This is a genomic window from Actinomycetospora sp. (genome assembly GCF_036497245.1).
Lineage (GTDB): Bacteria > Actinomycetota > Actinomycetes > Mycobacteriales > Pseudonocardiaceae > Actinomycetospora.
Genome location: NZ_DASXJS010000253.1, coordinates 1 through 2,290 on the forward strand (window position 1 = coordinate 1; position 2,290 = coordinate 2,290).

3 protein-coding genes and 1 pseudogene are annotated in these 2,290 nt (G+C 74.6%); 3 read left to right on the forward strand and 1 reads right to left on the reverse strand.

Translation table 11 applies throughout. The features are described from left to right. Nucleotides 1-17: 17 nt before the first annotated feature. Both VGI02_RS29200 and VGI02_RS26220 read left to right on the forward strand, forming a co-directional pair. Nucleotides 18-89: pseudogene (locus VGI02_RS29200) on the forward strand (hypothetical protein); the annotation flags it as partial. A gap of 23 nt (nucleotides 90-112) precedes the next feature. After that, nucleotides 113-865, forward strand: a complete 753-nt coding sequence (locus tag VGI02_RS26220) for a zinc-binding dehydrogenase (protein WP_331632514.1) — start codon at nucleotides 113-115, stop codon at nucleotides 863-865. A 111-nt stretch (nucleotides 866-976) separates the two neighbouring features. On the opposite strand, the gene VGI02_RS26225 is transcribed toward VGI02_RS26220, so the two are convergent. Beyond that, complete coding sequence (locus VGI02_RS26225) at nucleotides 977-1,411, reverse strand: aminoacyl-tRNA deacylase (RefSeq protein WP_331632519.1); 435 nt, start codon at nucleotides 1,409-1,411, stop codon at nucleotides 977-979. A 265-nt stretch (nucleotides 1,412-1,676) separates the two neighbouring features. Here VGI02_RS26225 and VGI02_RS26230 point away from each other — a divergent pair. Then, a partial coding sequence (locus VGI02_RS26230) for a sigma-70 family RNA polymerase sigma factor (protein WP_331632517.1) occupies nucleotides 1,677-2,290 on the forward strand: 614 nt, incomplete at its 3' end.

Genomic DNA, 2,290 nt, shown 5'->3' on the forward strand with positions numbered 1-2,290 from the left:
TGGTCGCGGGCCACGAGATGACCGGCGTGGTCGAGATCGTCGGCGACGAGGTGACCGACCTGCACCCGGGCGACCGGGTCGCCGTCGGGAACATCATCGGCTCCTGCCGGACGTGCGGTCCGTGCCGGGCGGGGCGGGAGACGACTGCGAGACCTTCCCGACGCTCACCTACGGCGGCCCGGACCCGATCTCCGGCGGGGTCACGCAGGGCGGGTTCTCGACGGAGATCGTGGTCGACCGGCACTTCGCGTACGCCCTGCCCGCCGCGCTCGACCCGGCCGGTGCCGCCCCGCTGCTGTGCGCCGGGATCACGACGTGGTCGCCGCTGCGCCGGTTCGGGGCCGGGCCGGAGACCACGGTCGGCGTCGTCGGGCTCGGCGGCCTGGGCCACGTGGCGGTGAAGTTCGCGCACGCCCTCGGCGCCGAGACCGTCGTGCTCACCCGCAGCGAGGACAAGGCCGACGCGGCGAAGGCGCTGGGGGCCGACGACGTCGTCGTCACCCGCGACGAGCAGGCGCTCGCCGCGCAGGCCCGCCGCTTCGACCTGCTGCTCGACACCACCGGGCACCCGATGGACCTCGCGCCCTACCTCGCCGCGCTCGACGTCGACGGCACCTACGTGCTGGCCGGCATCCCCCCGGCACGGCTGGACATCGACCCGATGAGCCTGGTCGTGGGGGAGAAGCGGATCGCCGGAACGGGCAGCGGCGGCGTCCCGGCCACCCGGGAGATGCTCGACGTCGCCGCCGAGCACGGGATCACCGCCGACGTCGAGGTCGTCGGGCCCGACGAGCTGCCGACGGCGATGGACCGCCTCGGCCGGGGCGACGTGCGGTTCCGGTTCGTGGTCGAGGTCGGTCGCTGAACCGACGCCGGCCCACGACTCGGTGACGCCGTCCGCTCATCCGATGACAGCAATGGACCATTGCTGTCACGGGCGGTCGGGTCGGTCCGGGGATGCCCCGAGGGCGGGCGCTCACGCGTCGGCGACGGGTGCCGTCGTCGCCGCGGCGGCCGCGATCAGGTCGGCGGGCGCCAGCTCCATCTGCAGGCCGCGCCTGCCCGCGCTGCAGAACACCGTCGGGTGCCCGAGTACGGAGGCGTCGACGACGACGGGCAGGCGTCGCCTCGTGCCGAGCGGGCTGATCCCGCCGGTGACGTACCCGGTGAGCCGCTCCGCCGCCGCGGGGTCGGCCATGACCGCCCTCTTGCCGCCGCGGGCGGCGGCGAGCGCCTTGAGGTCGAGCGTGTGCGCCACCGGCACCATCGCCAGCACGGGCGTGCCGTCGACCTCGGCGACGAGCGTCTTGAACACCCGACGGGGGTCGAGTCCGAGCGCCTCGGCGGCCTCGGCGCCGTAGGAGGCGGAGCGCAGCGGACCCCGGCCACGGGGTCCGGCGGCGGAGCGCAGCGGAGCCCGACCACGGGGTCCGGCTGCGGAGCGCAGCGGACCCCGGCCACGGGGTCCGGCGGCGACGCCGGGTGCGTCGTACGGGTGGACCCGGTGGGTGATCCCGGCGCGCTCGAGGGCGCTCAGCGCGGGCGTCCCGCCGGTGGTTCGTCGCGCCACGCCGGCGGAGGCTAGCGGGGAATCGGCGCGGGGGCGCGGGCGTTCCGCAGAGCAGAGACGTCCGCGGTCGTCGTACCGCGGCCGAGGAGAGGTGACGATGCCAGCGATGACGATGGAGCGCGGCGCGCGGGTCGGGGTCCGGTACCCCGATGCGGCCGACGGGGTCGTGATCCTGCTCCCGGACACCGGCCCGACCCGCTCACAGAAGGAGGGTGGAGGAGTGCTCGTGGGGGTAACCTCCCGGCGTTCCGACGCCGCGTCCGACGCGCGGCGCGAAGGGAGTCCGGTGGCCGAAGCCGTGCGCGCGGACCACGAGGTGGCGACGACCGACGCAACGGTGCCCGCCCAGCAGGACGGCACCGATACCGCGGAGTCCGTCGAGGCTGCCGTCCGTGGTGGTTCCAGCCCCGCCGACCTCGAGACCGAGACCGTCGGCGAGCGGGCGGAGCGCTTCGAGCGCGACGTCATGCCGATGGTCGACCAGCTCTACGCGGCGGCGATGCGGATGACGCGCAACCCGCCGGACGCGGAGGACCTCGTCCAGGAGACGGTGCTGAAGGCGTACTCGTCCTTCACGTCCTTCCGGCCGGGCACCAACCTGAAGGCCTGGCTGTACCGGATCCTGACGAACTCCTACATCAACACCTACCGCAAGCGGCAGCGCCAGCCGCAGCAGAGCCCGACCGACGAGTTCACCGACTACCAGCTCTCGCAGTCGGC